The sequence below is a fragment of the Amycolatopsis sp. MJM2582 genome (genome assembly GCF_000754115.1).
GTDB classification, from domain to species: Bacteria; Actinomycetota; Actinomycetes; order Mycobacteriales; family Pseudonocardiaceae; genus Amycolatopsis; species Amycolatopsis japonica.
Genome location: NZ_JPLW01000011.1, coordinates 42110 through 61691 on the forward strand (window position 1 = coordinate 42110; position 19582 = coordinate 61691).

Below are 19582 nucleotides of genomic sequence, written 5' to 3' on the forward strand. Positions count from 1 at the left end.
ACGTCAACGGAAGCGCTTGACGTCCATGAACGAGAAATCGATCCGCGGTTCGCGGCCGGTGGCCAGATCCGCGAGCAGTTCGCCGATCCCGGTGGCGTGTTTGAACCCGTGCGCGTTGTCGCCACCCGCGACGATGACGTTCGGCGCTTCGGGCAGCGAGCCGAGCACGAACTGCCCGTCCGGCGTGAGCGTGAGCATGCAGACCGCCACCCGCGAGGGTTCCGGACGCAGGCCGGGCAGATGCTCGGCGAGCACTTCGCGCAACGGTGCCCAGTCGGCCGGGGTCACCGAACGGTCGGTGTCGAGCGGATCGAACGGGATCGCGGTGGCGCCGAACTGCTCCAGGCCGAGTTTGACGTCGTGGGGCGGATCCGCACCGCAGCCCCACAGCACCGTGCCGCCGTCGAGTTCCCGCATGAACACCGGGAAATCCGCCAGCCGGAAGCGATCCGTGCCGTCTTCGGGCTCGAACCAGGTGACCGGCATCCGCACCACCCGGAGCCCGGGCAGCGGTGTCAGCGTCGGCATCGACGGGAGCCACGACCCGGTCGCCACCACCACGCGCCGCGCTTGCCAGGTTCTCGCCGGGCTGTGCACGAGGACACCGTCGTCGGTCGGCTGGATCCCGGTGACCTCGGTGCCGGTGAAGATCCGCGCCCCCGCGGTCTCCGCCGCGCCGAGCGCGGCCCGGATCGACGCCTCGGGCCGGAGCAGCCCGGCCGACGGTTCCCAGACGCCGATGTCGTCCGGGGCCAGCGCGGTGTGCTGGGGGAACCGTTCGGCGAGCCGGGCGCGGCCGAGCGGTTCGACGTCGATGCCGTGCTCCCTGGCCGCGGCCAGCGTTCCGCCCGCGACCGCGGAATCCGGCGCGCCGATCAGGAGACCGCCGTACCGGTGCAGCAACGGTTTCCCGGTCAGGCGGCCGAGCAGATCCCACAGCTCGGCGGATCTGCGCGCCAGCGGTACCAGGCCGGGATGTTCCAGGCAGGTGACCCGGAACATCCGGCTGCCGCCGTGCGACGCGCCGAGCGAGTGGCCGCGGCCGTGGCGTTCGACACCGATCACCCGAACACCACGGGCCGCGAGCTGCCACAGGGCCATCGAGCCCCAGGCGCCCAGCCCGACCACGACGACGTCGGTGTCCGGCTCAGGCATCGAAGCGGGGCACCACGTCGGTGGCGAACAGCTCGAGTGCGCGGACGGCGTGCTCGTGGTCGAGATAGCCGGGGCTCAACTGGACACTGACCGAGAGGTCACTGCCGAAGTTCTCGGCGATCCAGCCGATCTGCCCGGCGACGTCGTCGGGCGTCCCGGCGAGAACCTTGTTCTGTGTCAACGACTTCTCGAAGTCGTACGCGCGGACCTTCTCGATGAGCTTCTCGTAGCCCTGGTACGCGCCCGACGTGGTCGACGCCCACGAGGCGATCGCGCCGCTCATCTGCTCGATGTAGTTGTTCTCGAATTTCTCGCCCCAGGCCAGCGCCGTCGCCCGGTCCTCGGCGAGATAACAGGTGTACTTGATCTGGATGCGGCCGTCCTCGGGCCGTCGTCCCGAGGACGCCCACGCCGTGCGGTAGCCCTGGATCATGTCGGTCAGCGTTTCCTGACTGACGATCGACGGGACCACCTGGAGATGATGGCCGGCGGCGCCCGCGGCGGCGCACGACTCGGGATTCGAGGCCGAAGCGACGAAGAACGGCGGGTACGGCCGCTGCACCGGCCGGGGCAACAGCGTCACCGGGCCGAAACTGTGGAACTCGCCCTCGATCTTCACGTCCACTTCGGACAGAAGACGACGGCAGGCATCGACGCCTTCGTCGAAGCGACGCCGGCTTTCGTCCATCGGGACGCCGAACCAGTCGAACTCGTCCGGGAGGAAGCCGCGGCCGAAACCGGCGTCCAGCCGTCCGCCGGAAAGGTTGTCCAGCATGGCGAGTTTGCCCGCCAGTTTGAGCGGATGGGTGAAGGCGGGGATCACCGCGCCGGTCGTGATCCGGATCCGCTCGGTCCTGGCGGCGATCGCGGCGAGCAGGGTCACCGGGTCGGGACTGTAGCCACCGTAAGGAGATCCGTAGTGTTCGACGGTCTGGACGTGTTCGAGTCCCGCGCGATCGGCCCGCTCGGCCAGATCGATGACTTCGCGGTAGTAGTCGCCCGCCGTTTTGCGGTCGGGGGAGAAGACGGGGAAGAAGTTCAAGCCGAATTTCACCAGTACTCCCAGCTGTTCGGAAGGGTGCCGGTCAGGAAGGCCGGGGTGCGACGGGTTTTCCGCCGAGCCCCCAGCGGTGCGCGGGTACCGGGTCCAGTACCACCCACACGTGTTCACGGATTTCTTCGCCGTAGGTGCCGACCACCGCGTCGGTGATCGCGGCGATCAGTTTCGGCTCGGTTTCTTCGGTGATCCGGTTTTCCAGGATCTGGACATGGATATAGGGCATGACGGAGCACGCTCCGATCTTTCGCGCGGGATCAGGTCAGCTGTGGCTCAGAACGGCCCGCCTGCCGAAGACCTCGTTGAGGCTGCTTCGGAGCGCGGAGCACAGGAGCGCGACCTGGGTGTCGGTCAGACTCGGGTGGCACGGGAGGTTCATATGCTCGGAGAACCAGATTCGTTCCGCCACAGGACATTCTCCGGGACCGTGCCCGCGGGACTGCCATTCCGGCGTGAGGTGCAAGGGAAAATAGCGCAACTGGATCTCGACGCCGCGACGATCGAGCGCCCGGACGAGCGCGTGCCGGGCTTCGTCGCCTCCGGTGACGAAGAAAGTGTAGAGATGGTACGAATGTTCGTTGCCGGGATCGACGAGCGGCAGCCGGATCTGCGGATGCCCGCCGAGTACCTCGTCGAGTTTGGCCGCGATCTCTTGCCGTCGCCGGACCAGTGCCGGCAGCTTCCGCATCTGCACGGTGCCGACGGCGCAGGCGGCCTCGGACAGGGTCGCGTTCGTCCCGGCGCCGTGGATCCCGGTGACCGATTCCCGGTACACCGCTTCGGAGAACTTCATCCAGGGCAGTGTTTCCGGTGGTGAGCCGAGGATCCCGCTGACCGGTCCGGCGACCATGTCGACCTCGTTCGACCGGATCCGGTCCACCCGGACGGCCCAGTCGTCGCGGTCGAAGGTGATCATGCCGCCCTCGCCGAGGGTGGTGATGTTCTTCGAGGAATGGAAACTGAACGTGCCGATGTCGCCGAGGGAACCGGGCCGCCGTCCGCGATAGCCCGAGCCCAGTGCGTGGGCGCAGTCTTCGAGCACCAGCACGTCGTGCCGGGCCGCGATGGCGCAGATTTCCGCCATGTCGGCCGGATTCCCGCCGTAGTGCACCAGGATGATCGCCCTGGTCCGCGACGTCATCAGCGCTTCGAGCTTACGTGGGTCGAGATTGAGCGTTTCGGGATCCACGTCACAGAATCGGACGCTCGCCGGGGAGTCCAGCAGCGGCTGGATCGATGCTTGGAACGTTTGCGTGGTCGCGATCACTTCGTCGCCGGGCCGGAGGTCGAGCAGCCGGATGGCGATTTCCAGCGCGACGGTGCCGCTGGTGACGGACAACGCGTACCGGGAACCGGTGTAGGCGGCGAACTGGGCTTCGAACCGGTCCCGCCACGGACCCGCCGTCAACGCGAGATCGTTCTGCAGAACCGTTCTGAGCACGGCGAAATCCTCGTCGTCGACGACGGATCCGCGTCGAGCGGAAGGAATCTGATAGCGGGGCTTGGTACTTTCGGCGGCCTCGTTCACTTGCACCCCCAAGTGCGTGGATGACGAACGTCGAAAACATGCAGCCGCCGAAGCCCGGAACCCGACCGTCGCTGCATCGGCTCGAACAGTGAGCCTTTCGCAAGGGAAGCACGCCCGATTGCGGGCAGGATTCAACCTAACAGCAGACGTATGACTGGCGCAACAACCGATGTTTTGGCAGCCTTACCTAAGTAGGTCGCGCCTGCCGTCACCTCGATGTCGCGCCGGGGTGATCCGGGAGCACCTCCGTTTCCGTGTCCGACTTCGTGGAGTGCGTAGATGCAGCAGATGGACCTACCCGGCCGACCGAGCCGGCGTGCCTTCCTGGTGGGAACGGCGGGTTTCGCGCTCGCCGGTTGTGCGCCCGGAAAGACGGACGACTCCGCCCCATCGGGCGGGTTTTCGGTGCAGCTGGAAGGAAAACTCGGATCCACGACGTTGGATCGCTTGCCGGCCAGGGTGATCGCGCTCGGCTTCGGACAGGACGCCGACGCCGCCGTCGCGCTCGGCGTCATCCCGGTGGCCATGCAGGAGGGAACGTCGACCCCGGAGCGGATCCAGCCGTGGGTCGCGCCGTTGCTCGGAGCCGCCCGTCCCGAGCTGATCCGCGCGGGACCGGACCGTCCACTGGAACGCTTCGCCGCCCTGCGGCCGGATCTGTTCCTCGCCGTCGGCGACTACTACCTCGAAACCGGGTACCAGCGGCTCACCGGGATCGCGCCCGTGCTGGGCTACGTCACCGGCCCGAACCTCGATCCGTGGCAGGACACCACCCGGCGGATCGGCCGGGCGCTCGGAAAAGAGTCCCGAGCCGAACAGCTGATCACCGGAACGCTCGCCAAGATCGCCGCGGCCAGGGACACCGCCGGACTCACCGGGAAGACGTTCAGCTGCAGTTCGGTGAGTAGCGGGGGACAGGTGTACACCAAGAACACACCCGAGGACGTGCTCGCGGTTTCGTTGGCGCAGTTCGGTTTGCGTCTTTCGGAGAAGGTCACCCGGCTGCGGTCCACGACGACGAAGGGGGTCGCGGCGGTCGGCCCCGAGCGGCTCGACCTGCTCGACGCGGACATCGTGCTGATCAGTTACGAATCGGTTCAGCAGAGGCGGGCCTTCGAGGCCGAACCGTTGTTCACGCGGCTCCCGGCCGTGCGCCGGGGTGCCTACCTCGCGATCGACAAGGCCGAGGCACAGGCGCTCGCGTTCCCTTCCGCCCTCGCGCTCGCCCACACCGCGGAGCGGATCGTGCCGCGGCTCGCGGAGGCCGCACGATGACGCGCGGCTCACGACCCCGCCTGCCCGACGACGACGTCGTGCCGCACGGGCGTGTCGTCGGCCATGATCCGCCCGACGGACGGCTGGTGGCTGGGCGCGGTGCAGATGACCAGATGGGGCCCCGGTGCGGTCGGGGCCGCGTGGTACCAGCCGGTCTCGTCGGTGACCGTGCGGACGACGCGGCCGCCGTCCGGATTCACCAGCAGTACCACCGCGCCGGGCACGGGATCGCCGTCGAGTCCGCGGACCCGTCCGGTGGCGGCCGCGAGCCGTTCCGCGGTCCGCGGTGGCAGGACGACCACGCCGACCGCGGCGGCGGCCGCCACGCAGACCGCCGAGACGGCGAACGCGACGGCGTATCCGTGCGCGAGTCCTGGCGCCGCCGGAGAACGGCCGGCGGCCGCGGCGGCGATCGTGGTCAGCACGGCCAGCCCGATGGCGCCGCTGGTCTGCCGCACCGTGTTGAGCACGGCCGCGGCCACCCCGCCCGAGGTGGTGGGCACGCCGCTGGTCGCCGCCACCGTCAGCGGGGTGAACGCCGAGGCGGTCCCGAAACCGAACACCACGCTCGGCAGCACGATCATCGCCGCGGACGAACCGCCGGTGGCGAGTGAAGCGGCCACCCCGGCGAGCCCGGCCGCCCCGAGCGCGCACCCCAGCGCCGCCGCGCGCCGGGCGCCGAGGCGGATGGTGAGCGGGCCTGCCGCCTTGGCACCGGCGAACATCGCCAGCCCCGCGGGCAGGAAGCCGAGTCCGGCGCCGAGCGGGCCCGCGCCGTGCACGTACTGGAGAGCGAACGAGATCAGCACCGGCGCACCGAAGAAACCCAGGCCCAGCAGGAACATCACCAGATTCGCGCCGCGGACCGCGCGGTGCCGGAACAGGCTGAGCGGGACCAGCGGGGCCGCCGCCCAGTGTGCCTGGTGCAGCAGGAACAGCCCGCACAGCAGGATTCCCGCGATCAGCGGGCCGATCACCTCCGACGAGCCCCAGCCCACGGCTTCCGACTCCATGACCGCGTACACCACGCCGGTCAGCCCGGTCGTCGCCAGTACCGCGCCGACGACGTCCAGCCGGTGCGCCGGTCCGGACCGGGATCGGCCGGGCAGCAGGACCACCGTGCCGGCGACGGCGACCAGCCCCAGCGGCACGTTGACGAAGAACACCCAGCGCCAGCCCAGGAACTGGGTCAGCAGACCACCCGCCAGCGGACCGGACGCGGCACCGACGGCACCGATCGCGCTCCACGTGCTCAACGCGCGGGCGCGCCTCGGCCCGGCCGGAAAGGTGTCGGTCAGCAGGGACAACGTCGCCGGCATCAGCAGCGCGCCGCCGACCCCCTGCCCGGCCCGTGCCGCCAGCAGGAGCGCCGGATCCGCGGCCAGTCCGGCGAGGAGGCTCGCCCCCGCGAACAGGCCCATCCCGGCCAGCAGTATCCGGCGTCGTCCGAAGACGTCCGCACACCGGCCGCCGAGCAGCAGGCAGCCCGCGAAAGCGAGGGTGTACGCGTTCACCACCCACGGCAGCGTCGCGGCGGAGAACCCGAGATCGGCGCGGATCCGGGGCAGGGCGACGGAAACGATCGTGGCGTCCAGCACCACCACGAACGAGCCGAGACAGGCCAGCGCGAGCACCAGATGGTCGCGGCGGCGGGCGGGGGAGGACGTGCTCATGAAACCTTTCCTGTTCCTACTGCGTCTTCTTCGCCCGTCCGGAAACCGAGGACGGGTAGCGCGTGGCGGGCCGCGGGGACGTCGTACAGCGCGTCGATCGCCGCCCGCTGCCACGAATAGCGTGCGGCCAGCCCGGCGATCTCGGGTTCGGTGGCGGGCAGGGTCGCGGCCCCGAGCAGGACGCGGATCTCCGGTTCGCTCATGACGGCTCCGGCGGGGTCATGAGATGCCAGCCGGTGGCCGTTTGGAAGGCGTCGCCCGCCTCCAGCAGTTCCGGTTCGCCGTGCACCGGCCCGGCCAGCTGCAGCGAGAGCGGCAGTCCGTCGGCGGTGAACCCCATGGGCAGCGCCAGCACCGGATTGGCGAGCCCGTTCCAGTACGGGGTGTTGATCACGCCGAAGAGTTCCTCGTTCTCAGGTAGCCCGGCGGGGGACAGCAGTGACGCGAACGGGGGCGCGCCGACGGACGCCGTCGGGCAGACGACGAGATCCACCTCGGTGAACAGTGCGCCGACCGCTCGCTGCGCGACCTGTCGCACGCGCTGGGCCTGGACGTAGTCGGCGCCGGTGACCAGCGCGCCGGTGGCCAGGAGCCCGCGGGTACCCCGGCCGAAGTCGAGCCATCGGTGGCAGAGGTCCGCGCGGTGGTGGGCGAGCGCTTCGCTGGCCACGGTCACCAGGACGGCGGTCACCAGTTCCGCCTGATACGGCAGCGTGATCGAGCTCAGCCGCGCGCCGAGCCCGGCGAGGACCGCGAGCGCCTCGGCGAAGACACCGTCCAGCGCGGGATCGCGGCCGGGAGGGAAATGGCGGTCGCGGACGACCCCGACTCTCAGCCCGGTGAGGTCGCCGCGGAATTCGGGACGGGGCATCGGCCCGGCCGCGGAATCGGGGTCGGCCGGATCCGGTCCGGCGAGGACCTCCAGCACGGCCGCGCAGTCCCGGACGGACCGGGCCAGCGGGCCGATCCGGTCGAGGCTGTAGCCCAGCGGAACGCAGCCGGTCCTCGGCACCCGGCCGTAGCCGGGCATGAGACCGGTGACGCCGCAGAACGCCGCGGGCACCCGGATGCTGCCCGCGGTGTCCGACCCGATCCCGGCGAGGAACATGCCGGTCGCGACGCCGATCCCGGCGCCCGAACTCGATCCGCCCGCCCAGCGTCCGGTCCGCCAGGGATTGCGGGGGATCGGGAAGGGATGCTCCTGTTCCGGCATCCCGCAGGCGAACTCCATGGTGGTCGTCTTGCCGGTCAGTACCGCTCCCGCCGCTCTGAGCCGGGCGGCGACCGTCGCGTCCGTCCCCGCCAGCCAGCCGCGGTCGTGCACGAGACTCTGCGCCGTCGTCGCCGCTTCGGCGGTGGCGATGATGTCCTTGACGCCGATCGGGATCCCGTGCAGCGGCCCGCGGTCCAGCCCGGCCGCGAGTTCCGTGTCCGCCCGTCTCGCCGCGGCGAGGGCGGTCTCGTCGAGACGGGTCAGGTAGGCGCCGTAGACCGCGTCACCGCGATCCGCGGCGGCCATCGCCGCCTCGGTCAGGCCGACGCTCGTGACCGTGCCGTCCCGCAGGGCCGCCGCCGTGGCGGTGAGGGTGCGCGGGCGCAAGGACGTGGTGCCGATGTCCGCCTCCGATCCATCAGGTGTGGTTAGCCTAACCTTGGACCCTCAACCCGGGTTGAGGTCAACTCGGGCGGACCGGACCACCCGATCGTGCTGTCCATCGGGCAAGCGGATGACTGAACGTCTGATGTTCGACAGAGCAGGTGTTTACTTGCTAGCCTGAACCCGGTTCCGCGCGCGGCCCTGCCCCCGCGGACCACCGGTACGAGCGTTTTCCGCCACCGGAGAATCCGGATCCGCCGAGGGGATCCACACCCGAACACCACGCCGCGCTGATCGTCGCGCTGCTCTAGTGGCGCCTGGGGAAGGACTCGCATGACCGACACCGTTCAGCCAGAGATCGCTCTCACCGTGGAGCAACCGCTCGCCGAGGCACCGGATCAGGCGATCGCACTGGACCGGCATCCCGGGCTGCGGGAGTTCGCCGGGAGGCTCGGCGACACCCCGCTGGTCGAGGTTCCCGGCCCGCCGGACGGGGCGAAAGTGCTGGCGAAGTACGAATTCGCCAATCCGTTCGGTTCGGTGAAGGACCGGACCGCGTTCGCGCTGGTCTGCCGGGCGATCGCCGCGCACACCGGCCCGGAACCGCTGAAACTGCTCGACGCGTCGGCCGGGAACATGGCCCGCGCGCTGGCCGGACTCGGCGAACTGGCGGGGATCCCGACCCGGCTCGTGATCCCGTCCGTCATCCCGCCGAGCCTGCTGACCGCGATGGAGAAGACGGGTGCCGAGATCGAACTCGCCGACGCGGCGGGTGGTCTGCTCGGGATGATCAAGGTGTGCGAGAAGATCGCCGCCGACGATCCCGGGCTCACCCCGCTCGTGCAGCACCGGAACATGGCCAACGTAGCGGCCCACGAATTCGGTACCGGCAAAGAGATCCTGGAGCAGCTCGGGGAGCATCGGCCCGCCGCCTGGGTCAGCGCGATCGGGACCGGCGGCACCCTGGCCGGCGTCCACCGGGCACTGCGCACGCGGTGGCCGGATCTGGTGGTCGCCGGGGTCACGCCGTCGGAAATGCCGTACGGCACCGAGCGGGCTCCGCATTCCGAGCCCCGGTTCGCCGGTGCCGGCGGATTCGGCAACGGACTGCGTCAGCCGTTCATCGACACCCAGCTTCCGGGCGCGGAACAGCTGCACGTCACCTACGCCGAATCGCTGCGGGGAATGGTGGAGTACCGGAAGCTCACCGGTACGTCGATCGGCGCCTCCGCCGCGGCCGCGTGGCTCAGCGCGAAGAAGGTCGCCGAACGGTTCGGCCCCGGCGAGGTCGTCGTGACCCTGTTCGCCGACGCCGGCCCCGAGGAGGATTGGGTCAAGGCCGAGCAGACGGCGGGCTGACATGCGACGGCCCTTCAACCGGTTGCGTGAAGATCTCGTGACCACAATGGACAAAGATCCGTCGGTGACCTCCTTGCTGGAGGCGCTCTGTCATCCCGCGTTGCCCGCGGTCTGGAGCCACCGGATCGCGCACCGGCTGCATCGCGGCGGCCATCGGATCCTCGCCCGTCTGCTGTCGAACGTGGCGAAGATCCTGACCGGGGTGGAAATCCATCCCGGGGCCCGGATCGGCAGGCGGTTCTTCATCGACCACGGGCACGGCGTCGTGATCGGTGAGACCGCCGTCATCGGCGACGACGTGACCCTCTATCAGCAGGTGACGCTGGGCGCCATCGGCTTCTGGCGGGACAACGCCAGGGCCGAAGGCGAGGCCCGGCATCCGCGTATCGGCGACCGGGTGGTCGTCGGCGCCAAGGCGACGGTGCTCGGCCCCGTGACCATCGGGGACGGCGTCGTGGTTCCCGCACACAGCCTCGTGCTCACCACCATCGAATCCGGCGGCAACGGGAAGACCCCAGTGAAGATCGGAGACGGGAATGTCCAACGACCTCATGGCCAGTATCCGGTTCAGCGAGAATGACCTTCGTACCAGGGTCGCCAGGTTCACCGACCTGGTCGGAACGGACGGCGGTGCCCCGGACACGGTGCTCGCGGGCTGCGCGCGGGTGATGTTCAACGTCATCGGCTTCCGCCCGCCGGAGCGGAACGGCGCCGCGGACGACCAGGTGATCTCCCCGATCGGCGCTAAGAGCTCGGGCAACGCGCCGATCGACATCGCCGAGGGCTTCAACCTCGCCTACATCAAGGCCACGCCGGGGAACGGCACGATCCTGCACAACCACGACACGAACGAGACGTTCATCCCGCTGAGCGGCACGTGGCGTTTCCGCTGCAACGACGACGACGATCTGTACGTCGACCTCGGCCCGTTCGACGTGATCTCCCTCCCCGCCGGGCTCCAGCGCCGGTTCACGAACCTGGAGGCCGCTCCCGGCACGGAGGAGAGCCTGATGATCGTCATCGTGGCGGGGGACCGCCCGAAATCGGTCATCTACCCGGAAGTGCTCCAGGCCGCGCGTACCGAAGGCGCGTACACGCCGGCTTCCTTCGCCTGAGTGCCACCAGAAACGAGGACAACGATGACCGAGACCACCGTCCGCGCCGACCTGTGGTTCGACCCGATCTGCCCGTGGGCGTGGCAGACCTCGCGTTGGCTGCTCGAGGCCGCCGAAGTGCGCGAGATCGACCTGCGTTTCCACCTGATGAGCCTCGCCGTGCTGAACGAAGGCCATCAACTGCCCGAAAAGTACGAAGTGATGATGCGTGAGGGCTGGTATCTCTCGCGGGTCGTCGCGGCCGCCGCCCGTGACCACGGCGAGAAGATCGTCGAACCGTTGTACACGGAGATGGGCACGCGCATCCATCCCGGCGGGAACGAGGACTACCGCGAGGTCACCGGTCTCGCTCTCGAAGCGGCCGGACTGCCGTCCGAACTGGCCGGCGCGGGAACGGACACGACACTCGACGCCACGATCCGCGCGAGCCACGACGAGGCGATCGCCGCGGTCGGTCCCGACCTCGGAACGCCGGTCGTGCGCATCGACGGCAGTGCCTGCTTCGGGCCGGTACTCGCCCAGGTGCCGCGTGGCGAGGCGGCGGGCCGGGTCTTCGACGGCGTCCGGGCGCTCACCGGGTTCGAGTATTTCTTCGAGCTGAAGCGGACGCGGACCGCGGAACCCGTTTTCGGCTGACACCACAGGTACTGGGAGGCGAAATGTGCGGAATCACCGGTTGGGTGTCGTTCGAGGACGACCTGCGGAACCGGCGGCCGGTCCTCGACGCGATGACGGCCACGATGTCCTGCCGCGGTCCGGACGCCGGGGGTGCCTGGCTCGACCGGCACGCCGCGCTCGGGCATCGCAGGCTCGCGGTGATCGACCTGCCCGGCGGTGTGCAGCCGATGTCGGCGGCGACCCCGGCCGGTGAGGTGGCGCTGGTCTACAGCGGCGAGGTCTACAACTACACCGAGCTCCGCGAGGAGCTGCGGGGCAAGGGACACCGGTTCCACACCGACAGTGACACCGAGGTGGTGCTGCGCGGTTATCTGGAATGGGAGGCGGGAGTCGCGGAACGGCTGAACGGTATGTACGCCTTCGCCGTCTGGGACTCCCGCACCGCGAAACTGGTGCTGATCCGGGATCGCATGGGCGTGAAACCCCTTTACTACCAGGCGACCTCCGACGGTGTGCTGTTCGGTTCCGAGCCGAAGGCGATCCTGGCGAACCCGCGCGCGCCACGTGTCGTCGACGCGGACGGTCTGCGGGAACTGGTCGCGTTCACCAAGAAACCCGGCTGGTCGCTGTGGAAGGACATGCACGAGGTCGAGCCGGGGTCGATCGTCACCGTCGACGACAGGGGGATCCGTTCGCGCACCTACTGGCGCCTGCGGACCGCTCCGCACACCGACGACCAGGACACGACGGTCGCCAGGGTCGGCGAGCTGATGACCGACATCGTGCACCGCCAGCTGGTCTCGGACGTGCCGAGGTGCGTGCTGCTCTCGGGTGGGCTGGATTCGAGCGCGGTCACCGGGATAGCGGCGGCGCGGCTCGCGGAGACGGGGGAGCCGCTGCGCACGTTTTCGGTCGACTACGCGGGGCAGGAAGAGAACTTCCGCCCGGACGAGATGCGGGATGCCCCGGATTCGCCGTTCATCCGGGACGTCGTCGATCTCGTCGGCTCGGTGCACGAGAACGTGGTGCTGGACCCCGCCGAACTCACGGATCCCGACGTGCGCCGGGCGTGCGTCGCCGCGCGGGACATGCCGTCCGGGCTCGGCGACGTCGACCTCTCGCTCTATCTGCTGTTCAAGGCCATCCGGCGGCAGTCCACAGTGGCCTTGTCGGGCGAGGCCGCGGACGAGGTGTTCGGCGGCTACCGCTGGTTCTTCGAAGAGGAGTCCCGTACCACCGACATGTTCCCGTGGCTGGTGTTCCGCAACGCGGTCACCAGCGACCGGGAGAACCTGCTCCGCCGTGACGTCCGCGAGGCGCTCGACGTGCCGGCCTACGCCGCCGACGAATACGCCTCGGCGGTCGCGGAGGTCGAGCAGGTGCCCGGTGACGACGCCTTCGAGCAGCGGATGCGCGTGATCTGTCACCAGAACCTCACCCGCTGGGTCCGGGTGCTGCTCGACCGCAAGGACCGGATGTCGATGGCGGTGGGGCTCGAAGTACGGGTCCCGTTCTGCGACCACCGGCTCGTCGAGTACGTCTACAACACCCCGTGGGCGTTCAAGAACTTCGACGGCCGGGAGAAGAGCCTGTTGCGGCAGGCGACGAAGCATCTTCTGCCTGCCTCGGTCACCGAACGGCTCAAGAGCCCGTATCCGTCCACACAGGACATCGGATACGCGGTCGCGCTTCAGTCACAGGCGAAGGAGGTGCTGGCGGACATCGATTCACCGATTTTCGAGCTGGTGAACCGGGATTGGGTGTACGACGCCGTCCAAGCCGACGCGGCGACGTTGACCGGCCAGACGCGGCACGGGCTCGACCGGGTACTGGACCTGCATCATTGGTTCGACCTCTACCGGCCGTCCGTACGCCTCGGCTGAGCACCGCTCTCAACGGCGTTTCGGCGTGCTTTTCCTTTTACGCGGCGCGGATTTCTTCTGCGACTTGGTCAGCACCGCGACGGCGGCGTCGATGATGACCGCGACGGCCCGTTCGGCCCGATCGGCGTCGCCGTCGGTGATGGCCTCGGCGAGGGTGTCGTGATCCGGGAAGTCGATGTGCTCACGGCGCAGCTCGGCCATCACCGTCGCCACCCCGCTGCTGAGCGCGTAGCTGAGGCCTTCCCACAGCTCGATCAGTACCGCGTTGTGGGTGGCGGCGATGATCGCGGCGTGGAATTCGTTGTCGGCGGCGAGGAAAGCGTCCTCGTCACCGGCGTCGCGTGCTTCGTGCTGGGCGGCGAGTGCCTCGGTGATCCTGGTGACGTCCTCGGGGCTTCGCCGTTCGGCCGCCGTCCTGGCGGCTTGGCGCTCTATGCTGTTGCGGACTTCCAGTACTTCGAGCACGTTCGCGGCGCGGGTGCGCCGCAGCAGGGCCGCGGACAGGCCGTGCCGCGCCCGCACGTAGGTTCCGTCGCCACGGCGCGGCTCCAGCAGACCGGCGTGTTCAAGGGCGCGGACGGCTTCGCGGACCGTGCTGCGCCCGACCCCGAGCTGCTCGACCAGCTCCTGTTCCGGCGGGATGCGGGAGCCGACCGGCCATTCGCCGGTCTCGATCAGTTCCTCGAACTGTTCGACCACAGTGGACGAGAGTCTCGCTGTGCTGGCCGCTCGAAGTGGCATGGCGGTCTCCCTCCTTCGTCCCCCGGATACGGACATCAGATCGGCAGATCATATGACATCTTACTGCCTGGCCAGGACAAGACGGGCGCGCCCGGTCGAAAAACGATATGTGGCGCGCGAAAGAGCGATCTCAGCGACCGGCCACGCACCGGGTGCGGGTGTTCACGGCGGAATTCGCCGTGGCGGCGTCACAGACGATCATCATGGACGCCTGGCGCCGCTCGAGGAGCACGGTCGCCGTCGCCGTACGTGCTTCGAACCGCCGCCCGTCGGCGGGAACGAGCGTCATTCGCGCACCGGGGGTGAGGCCCGCGGTCAGAAGCGTTTCGAGGAACGTGGAATCCTCCTGGAGGCGCTCGCTGATCCGGTGCAGCCGGACCTCCTGCCGCCCGGCGTGCGTGGCAGGGCGCATCCCCGGCGGGGCCGGCACCGGGGAAAGCCCCGGCAGGCCGAGGAAGGCGAGCCCGGGGATCGGCGCGCCGTAGGGGCTGAAGCGCGGGGCGCCGCACAGTTCGAAGATCCGGCGCGCGGCGGCGTCGGACATCACGTGCTCCCAGCGGCAGGCCTCCTCGTGCAGCCGGGCCCAGTCGAGGCCGATCACCCGGTAGAGAAGTGTTTCCGCGAGCCGGTGCTTGCCCATGACCCGCACCGCGATCCGCCGTCCCTCCGGCGAAAGCTCCAGTCGCCGGTCTTCGGCGACCAGGAGGAGGCCGTCACGCTGGAGCCGGGCCACGGTCTGGCTGACCGTCGGGGCGCTCTGGTCGAGCCGGTCCGCGATCCTGGCGCGCAACGGAACGACACCGTCCTCTTCCAGCTCGTAGGCTGCTTTGAGGTACATCTCGGTGGTGTCGATCAGGCCACGGGCGGTCATGCTCCGGTAGCCTGCCCCCTCAACCCGGCTTGAGGTCAAGCGCCCGGAAGCTCCACTGTGGACCGGAACTCCGGACAGCGTTCCAGCGTGTTTTCGGGACAGCGGAGCAGATGCCGCAGATAGGTCCGCGCGGTGGCGAGTTTTTCGAGCTGCGACTCCAAGGCTTCGATCCGGGCGGAGACGGTGTCCCGCCAGTCGTGCGTGGCGGTGCGCCCGGCGAGCACGGTCGCGATCTCATCGAGGCTGAGCTGGCCGGTGTCCCGCCACAGCCGGATCAGTGCGATCCGGTAGAGCTGATCGGTGTCGTAGTAGCGCCAGCCGGACCGGCGGTGCGGCTTGATCAGCCCGCGGCGTTCCCAGTAGTGCAGGGTCGAGACGGGCAGATCGAACCGGTCGGCGACTTCCCTGATCGATGCGGATTCCATGAACGTATTTGAACTCAACCCAGGTTGAGGATGCAAGCTTAGGCTAAGCAAACACCCCCTGGGAGGTAACGAAAGTGATTCTCGAGCTCGCCGAAGCGGGAGGCTGCCCGCGCGACCTCGTCGGTGGCAAGGCGGCGAATCTCGCGGAAATGACTTCGGCGGGTTTCCCCGTGCCGGAGGGCTTCTGCGTCACGACCGCCGCGTACCGGCGGGTGCTCGCCGGTGGTGACGGGCCGCGGCTGCTCGACGAGCTGACCAGGGTGCCGCCCGGTGACGGGCGGGCGCTGGCCGATCTGGCGGACCGGCTGCGGGCCCACGTGCTGACCGTGCCGATCCCGGCCCGGCTCGAAACCGGGATCGTCCAGGCGTACGAACGGCTTTCGGCGGACGGGCCGGTGTCGGTGGCGGTGCGGTCCTCGTCGACGGCCGAGGATCTGCCGGACGCCAGTTTCGCCGGGCAGTACGACACCTTCCTCGACGTCCAGGGTGCGGGCGAGGTGCTGGCGGCGGTGCGCCGGTGCTGGGCCTCGCTGTGGTCCGACCGGGCGACCAGGTACCGGGCGGCGCACGACACCGATCGCGCCCCCGCCATCGCGGTGATCGTGCAGCGTCTGGTCGACGCGGAATGCGCCGGCGTGCTGTACACGGCGAATCCGGTTTCGGGCAAACGGTCCGAAATCGTCGTCGACGCCGCGCCCGGATTGGGTGAAGCGGTGGTTTCCGGTGCGGTGACTCCGGACCACTACCGGCTGAGCGTCGAAGGCGAAACCGTCGAAGGGCCGGGCTACGGCTGCCTGACGCCGTCACGATTGGGTGAACTCGCGGCGGTCGGCAGGAGTCTGGAGAAGCACTTCGGCGCACCGCAGGACGTCGAGTGGGCGTTCAACGGTGAGGGCGAGTTGTGGTTGACCCAGTCGCGGCACATCACCACGCTCTTCCCGGTCCCGGAGAGTGAAGGGGCGCCGCGCGCGTACTGGTCGGTCAACGTCTATCAGGGGATCAGCCGCCCCTTCACGCCGATGGGCGCGTCCATGATCAGGGAGCGCCAGCGCGGCATGGCGGTGTACATGAGCGCGCTCGGCTTTTCCGACGAGATCACCGATGTGGACGGGTGGCTGTTCTGGGACATCACCGACGGCGTGCGGAGTCCGGCGAAGCGGCCGAAGATGGCCGCGTTCGTGGACAGTCTCGCGGCGCCGTCGGGCAGGCTCGTCGAACAGCTCGGCCGCGACCAGCGATTCCCTCCGGTGTCGCCCGGTTCTGGAGAGGACGTCCCACCGAAGAAACGGCGCCGCCGCTGGGAACGGATGATCCCCGCGTGGCTGTGGCCGGATCAGGCCCGCGCCAAGGTCGTCCGCGACGCCGAACGGCGGATCGCCGCTTTCGCGGGCCCGGCCGAGGCGACGGCGGAGGAGCGACTGTCCTTTGTGGAATCCGTTCGGCGAGATGTCTGTCAGATCGAAGCGAACCTCCCGCGTGACGCCAACACCGCGGGCGGGACCGGTGGGCAGCTGGCCGGGCAGTTGCTGCGCGGTTACGTGGACGAGGCGGAGATCGCCACCGTTTTCCGTGGTGTCCCGCACAATCCGACCACCGAGATGGATCTCGCGTTGTGGCGCGCGGGTGAGGCGATCCGGCGTGACGACGAAGCCTTCCGGCTGCTGCTGGACACCGCCCCCGACGAACTGGCCGCGAAACAGCTCGCGGGGACCCTGCCGGACGTGATCCAGCACGGTGTCGCCGCGTTCCTGGCGGAATACGGCTGCCGTGCCACCTCGGAAATCGACTTCGGCGTTCCCCGCTGGACCGACGATCCCGAGCCGGTCTTCGCGATGCTGGTGAATCTGCTGCGTGCGGAGGGCGAGGAGCAGAACGCGGAAACCCGCTTCGAACACGCGGCCGCGGCGGCCGAGGCGCGGATCGTCGAACTCACCCGGCGGCTTCCGGCGACCAAGGCGCACCGGGCGATCTTGGCGCGTTTCCTGCTTCGCAGGTCGAGGCGATTGCGTGGGCTGCGCGAGTTCCCGAAGTTCTGCCTGATGCGCGGTTTCGCCGCGCTTCGGAAGCAGCTGCTCCTCGTCGGCGAGGAGATCGTCCGGGCGGAGCGGCTGGACCGGGCCGATGACGTGATGTTCCTCGACCTCGCCGAAGTCCGCGAAGCCTTGGACAGCAGGGACTTCCGCGCGACCGTGGCGCGGCGGCGCGAGATCTGGGAGCGGGAGGCGCGCAGGCCGCGGGTGCCGTCGGTCCTGCTTTCCGACGGCACCGCACCTGCCGTCGAAGCCGTCGCGGGCGAAGGTGATCTCACCGGACTTGCCGCGGCGGCCGGGGTGGCGACCGGCCGGGCGCGGGTGATCCACGATCCCGACGGGGCGCGGATCGAACCGGGTGAGATCCTGGTCGCCGCGACGACGGACCCCGGCTGGACCCCGCTGTTCCTGACCGCGGCCGCGCTGGTGACCGAAACCGGCGGGATGATCTCCCACGGCACCACCGTGGCGAGGGAACACGGGATCCCGGCCGTGGTCGGCGTTCCCGGCGCGACCACGCTCGTCACCACCGGCCAGATGATCACCGTCGACGGCTCGGCGGGGACGATCACCCTCGGCGAGGAGCCCCGGTGACCGCGGTCGCTTCCGCGCTCACCGGCGCGTTCAACTTCCGCGACGCCGGCGGCGGGCCGATCCGGCGGGGACGGCTGTTCCGCAGTGACACCTTGCAGGCCCTGACCGGGACGGACAAAGAACTCCTGCTCGACCGGTTCGGTATCGAAGGCGTTCTCGACCTCCGCTCCAGCGCCGAGACGTTCAGCGAGGGCAGGGCGGAACTGCCCGGCGTCCGCTACGTCAACGTGCCGCTGCGTACCGTCCAAAGCGGACGGTCGAGCGCGCTGGAGGAGATCTACGTCGACCATCTCCGGCACGACGACGATCTCCCGGTCGCCATCGAGATCCTGGCGGTCCTGCTGGCCCGGCCCGTCGTCGTGCACTGCGCGTCGGGCAAGGACCGGACCGGGGTCGTCACGGCCCTCGCGCTCGGTCTCGCCGGGGCGTCGCGGGAAATGATCGTCCAGGACTACCTGCGCAGCGCGTACAGCCTTCCCCGGGTGATCGAGCGCTTCCGCGCGCTCCGGTTGCCGGAGGAACTGTTCCGGTGCACCGAGAGCACGATCAACGCTCTGCTGGACAGCGTCGAGGACGATTTCGGTGGCTTCGCCGGCTGGGCGCGGCAGCGTGGTGTGCCCGATGCGGCGGTCAGGACGTTGAAGGCGCGGTTACTCAACGCTGGATGATCTGCGGAAGCCCCGGTAAATCGGTGGTCGGCGGCTCGGACGTCTCGTTATCGTCCTTCCGCCGACCTCGGGGGGAGACAGTATGGGACGGAAGAGTCCGCAGGAGAAGAAGCGGCTGAGCTACGCCAAGGACCGTCGCAACGATTACGGTGCGAACGACAAGTCTTCGCGCAAGAACCTCCCGCGGCACAAACGCCGGGTGAACCAGGCGAACCGGCACCGCGATCACCAGATGCTGACCTCGGCCCGCGGACCGGTGGATCTCGAACATGCGGCGACCGCCGAGGAGGACCTGTCGAAGGTCCGGCCTCTGCAGTGGCGGAAGTGGCCCGACACCCCGCTGGGCGGGGTAGTGCGGGGAAAGCTGGACCGGATCGAGGTGCGCCGGTCGTTCGAGGCGGCAACGCTGTCCCCGCTGGCCGACGGCGAACTGGACGAGATGCTCGCCGCGGCGGCGCATCTTTTGTCGACCAAGGACGTGGCGGTCCTGCACTTCCTGGCGCGTACCGGTGTTCGGGTCACCGAACTGTCCGCGCTGGATCTGCGGGACGTGTCGGCCTGCTCGGTCATCGTGCGCGGCGGGCGACGGCGGACGATTCCGCTGCCACCCGAGCTCCGGCCGCCGCTCGACGCCTATCTTCGGGTCCGTGCCGAGCGGCCGGGTGCCGACGAGGCGACTGCGTATTTCCTCAACGCTTTCGGCTGCCGAGTGTCTCCAGGTTCGGTCAACGACGTCGTGGCGACATTCGGGACCTTGATCGGCATGCCGGGGCTGTCCGCGCGAACGCTGCGCAAGACCTTCGCCGTCAACCTGCTCCGCGCGGGGGCCGACCTCGGCACCACCTCCGAGATGCTCGGTCACGCCTCGCCCGAGGCAACTCGTGCCTACCTTGCTCGCTGACCGATAGGTCGGATGTATCTGCCGCTTTCCGGGTGAGCGCTCTGGTCAAAGCCTGCTCATTTCTGGAAACATGCCGGTCGCCAGGACTTGAT

General features: G+C 69.3%; 19 protein-coding genes. 9 read left to right on the forward strand and 10 right to left on the reverse strand.

Features of this window, described 5'->3' with window-relative positions:
• Positions 1–3: 3 nt before the first annotated feature.
• The 4 genes from solA to ED92_RS40585 are packed head-to-tail and all read right to left on the reverse strand — an operon-like array spanning position 4 to position 3746.
• Positions 4–1155, reverse strand: a complete 1152-nt coding sequence (gene solA / locus ED92_RS40570) for an N-methyl-L-tryptophan oxidase (RefSeq protein WP_037348172.1) — start codon at positions 1153–1155, stop codon at positions 4–6.
• Positions 1148–2209: an LLM class flavin-dependent oxidoreductase gene (locus ED92_RS40575; protein WP_037348175.1), complete on the reverse strand. Its 1062-nt coding sequence runs from the start codon at positions 2207–2209 to the stop codon at positions 1148–1150. Before ED92_RS40575 ends, solA begins: the two co-directional genes overlap by 8 nt.
• A 31-nt stretch (positions 2210–2240) precedes the next feature.
• On the reverse strand, positions 2241–2438 hold the full coding sequence (locus ED92_RS40580) for a tautomerase family protein (protein WP_037348177.1): 198 nt from the start codon (positions 2436–2438) through the stop codon (positions 2241–2243).
• 36 nt (positions 2439–2474) lie between these two features.
• Positions 2475–3746, reverse strand: coding sequence for a DegT/DnrJ/EryC1/StrS family aminotransferase (locus ED92_RS40585; protein ID WP_369797499.1), 1272 nt, complete (start codon positions 3744–3746; stop codon positions 2475–2477).
• Positions 3747–4019: 273 nt separating this feature from the next.
• Here ED92_RS40585 and ED92_RS40590 point away from each other — a divergent pair, with 273 nt between their 5' ends.
• Positions 4020–5015 (forward strand): iron-siderophore ABC transporter substrate-binding protein, encoded by a 996-nt coding sequence (locus ED92_RS40590; protein WP_037348180.1) that lies wholly within the window; start codon positions 4020–4022, stop codon positions 5013–5015.
• A gap of 8 nt (positions 5016–5023) precedes the next feature.
• Here the strand turns inward: ED92_RS40590 and ED92_RS40595 are convergent, their stop codons facing one another.
• From ED92_RS40595 to ED92_RS40605, 3 genes are read right to left on the reverse strand one after another with little or no spacing between them, the layout of a single operon-like run.
• Complete coding sequence (locus ED92_RS40595; RefSeq protein ID WP_063777656.1) at positions 5024–6688, reverse strand: MFS transporter; 1665 nt, start codon at positions 6686–6688, stop codon at positions 5024–5026.
• Positions 6685–6891: a hypothetical protein gene (locus ED92_RS40600; protein ID WP_037348181.1), complete on the reverse strand. Its 207-nt coding sequence runs from the start codon at positions 6889–6891 to the stop codon at positions 6685–6687. Before ED92_RS40600 ends, ED92_RS40595 begins: the two co-directional genes overlap by 4 nt.
• Positions 6888–8288: an amidase gene (locus tag ED92_RS40605; protein WP_037348183.1), complete on the reverse strand. Its 1401-nt coding sequence runs from the start codon at positions 8286–8288 to the stop codon at positions 6888–6890. Before ED92_RS40605 ends, ED92_RS40600 begins: the two co-directional genes overlap by 4 nt.
• A 330-nt stretch (positions 8289–8618) precedes the next feature.
• Between ED92_RS40605 and ED92_RS40610 the strand changes: the two genes are divergently transcribed.
• From ED92_RS40610 to asnB, 5 genes are read left to right on the forward strand one after another with little or no spacing between them, the layout of a single operon-like run.
• Positions 8619–9644 carry a pyridoxal-phosphate dependent enzyme gene (locus ED92_RS40610; protein WP_052121323.1) on the forward strand — a complete coding sequence of 342 codons (1026 nt, stop codon included), beginning with the start codon at positions 8619–8621 and terminating at the stop codon, positions 9642–9644.
• 1 nt (position 9645) lies between these two features.
• The gene (epsC, locus tag ED92_RS40615) at positions 9646–10224 is read left to right on the forward strand and encodes a serine O-acetyltransferase EpsC (protein WP_052121326.1); all 579 of its coding nucleotides are present in this window, start codon (positions 9646–9648) and stop codon (positions 10222–10224) included.
• Positions 10181–10759, forward strand: coding sequence for a cupin domain-containing protein (locus ED92_RS40620; RefSeq protein ID WP_125736210.1), 579 nt, complete (start codon positions 10181–10183; stop codon positions 10757–10759). The genes epsC and ED92_RS40620 overlap by 44 nt, the downstream gene beginning before the upstream one ends.
• Positions 10760–10783: 24 nt before the next feature.
• A complete protein-coding gene (locus ED92_RS40625) occupies positions 10784–11395 on the forward strand; it encodes a DSBA oxidoreductase (RefSeq protein WP_037348186.1) in 612 nt (203 codons plus the stop codon).
• Positions 11396–11418: 23 nt separating this feature from the next.
• Positions 11419–13260 (forward strand): asparagine synthase (glutamine-hydrolyzing), encoded by a 1842-nt coding sequence (gene asnB / locus ED92_RS40630; RefSeq protein ID WP_037348188.1) that lies wholly within the window; start codon positions 11419–11421, stop codon positions 13258–13260.
• Positions 13261–13269: 9 nt separating this feature from the next.
• Here the strand turns inward: asnB and ED92_RS40635 are convergent, their stop codons facing one another.
• The 3 genes from ED92_RS40635 to ED92_RS40645 form a co-directional block, all read right to left on the reverse strand.
• Positions 13270–14001 (reverse strand): FadR/GntR family transcriptional regulator, encoded by a 732-nt coding sequence (locus tag ED92_RS40635; RefSeq protein ID WP_052121330.1) that lies wholly within the window; start codon positions 13999–14001, stop codon positions 13270–13272.
• 130 nt (positions 14002–14131) lie between these two features.
• Positions 14132–14872 (reverse strand): metal-dependent transcriptional regulator, encoded by a 741-nt coding sequence (locus ED92_RS40640; protein WP_052121332.1) that lies wholly within the window; start codon positions 14870–14872, stop codon positions 14132–14134.
• A 35-nt stretch (positions 14873–14907) separates the two neighbouring features.
• A complete protein-coding gene (locus ED92_RS40645; protein ID WP_037348190.1) occupies positions 14908–15297 on the reverse strand; it encodes a MerR family transcriptional regulator in 390 nt (129 codons plus the stop codon).
• 74 nt (positions 15298–15371) lie between these two features.
• Between ED92_RS40645 and ED92_RS40650 the strand changes: the two genes are divergently transcribed.
• From ED92_RS40650 to ED92_RS40660, 3 genes are all read left to right on the forward strand, one after another.
• Positions 15372–17921, forward strand: a complete 2550-nt coding sequence (locus ED92_RS40650; protein WP_037348191.1) for a PEP/pyruvate-binding domain-containing protein — start codon at positions 15372–15374, stop codon at positions 17919–17921.
• Entirely contained in the window at positions 17918–18589 is a 672-nt protein-coding gene (locus tag ED92_RS40655; RefSeq protein ID WP_037348192.1) for a tyrosine-protein phosphatase, read from the forward strand. Before ED92_RS40650 ends, ED92_RS40655 begins: the two co-directional genes overlap by 4 nt.
• An 82-nt stretch (positions 18590–18671) precedes the next feature.
• On the forward strand, positions 18672–19490 hold the full coding sequence (locus tag ED92_RS40660; protein WP_037348194.1) for a tyrosine-type recombinase/integrase: 819 nt from the start codon (positions 18672–18674) through the stop codon (positions 19488–19490).
• The last annotated feature ends 92 nt before the right edge of the window (positions 19491–19582 follow it).